At 63.9% G+C, this 1,261-nt stretch carries 1 protein-coding gene; it reads left to right on the plus strand.

Going from position 1 to position 1,261, the window contains the following annotated elements; all coding sequences use genetic code 11:
- A partial coding sequence (gene murA / locus LEP48_RS18285; protein WP_225566994.1) for a UDP-N-acetylglucosamine 1-carboxyvinyltransferase occupies window positions 1-1,257 on the plus strand: 1,257 nt, incomplete at its 5' end.
- Between the last annotated feature and the right edge of the window lie 4 nt (window positions 1,258-1,261).

Here is a 1,261-nt window from a genome sequence, read left to right on the forward strand (position 1 = left end):
GGGGCGAAGAACTTCGTGTCCAAGGCGATGGTGGCGTCGTTGTTGGGTGAGTCGGCCAGTGTGTTGCGTAATGTGCCGCAGATTCGTGATGTGGGTGTGGTCACGGGTTTGTTGGAGCTGCATGGTGTGACGGTGGCGTCGGATCCGGGTGCGGGGACGTTGGTGCTGGATCCGTCGAACGTGGAGTCGGCGCATGTGGCGGATATTGATGCGCATGCGGGGTCGAGCCGGATTCCGATTCTGTTCTGTGGTCCGTTGCTGCACCGGTTGGGGGAGGCGTTCATCCCGGATCTGGGTGGGTGTCGGATCGGGGATCGTCCGATCAATTTCCATCTGGATATCTTGCGGCAGTTCGGTGCGGTGGTGGACAAGCTGCCGAACGGGATTCATCTGCGGGCGCCGCGGCGGTTGCAGGGGACGAAGATCGCGTTGCCGTATCCGTCGGTGGGTGCCACGGAGCAGCTGTTGTTGACGGCGGTGCGTGCGGAGGGCATCACGGAGCTGTCGGGTGCGGCGATCGAGCCGGAGATCATGGATCTGATCGCGGTGCTGCAGAAGATGGGTGCGATCATCTCGGTGGATACGGATCGGGTGATCCGGATCGAGGGTGTGGACCGGTTGGAGGGGTATTCGCACACGGCGTTGGGTGATCGGATCGAGACGGCGTCGTGGGCGTCTGCGGCCCTGTCCACGGGTGGTGACGTGACGATCAAGGGTGCGACGCAGCCGGAGATGATGGCGTTCTTGAACACGTTCCGCAAGGTCGGGGGCGAGTTCGATGTCCAGGAGGACGGGATCCGGTTCTGGCATCCGGGGGGTGAGCTGCGTCCGATCGTGTTGGAGACGGATGTGCATCCGGGGTTCATGACGGACTGGCAGCAGCCGTTGGTGGTGGCGTTGACGCAGGCGACGGGGCTGTCGATCGTGCACGAGACGGTGTATGAGAACCGGTTCGGGTTCACTGATGCGTTGCGCAAGATGGGTGCCACGATCCAGGTGTACAAGGAGTGCTTGGGGGGTCGTGACTGCCGGTTCGGGCAGCGCAACTTCCATCATTCTGCGGTGGTCTCGGGGCCGACGCCGTTGTCGGCGGCGGATATCGAGGTGCCGGACCTGCGGGGTGGGTTCTCGCACCTGATCGCGGCGTTGACCGCGAAGGGGACGTCCACGGTGCGGGGGATCAGCCTGATCGATCGTGGGTACGAGGCGTTCCAGGACAAGCTGGTCGCGCTCGGCGCCGACGTCTCCCGCGACTGAGCAC

Source organism: Isoptericola luteus (genome assembly GCF_020297055.1).
GTDB classification, from domain to species: Bacteria; Actinomycetota; Actinomycetes; order Actinomycetales; family Cellulomonadaceae; genus Isoptericola; species Isoptericola luteus.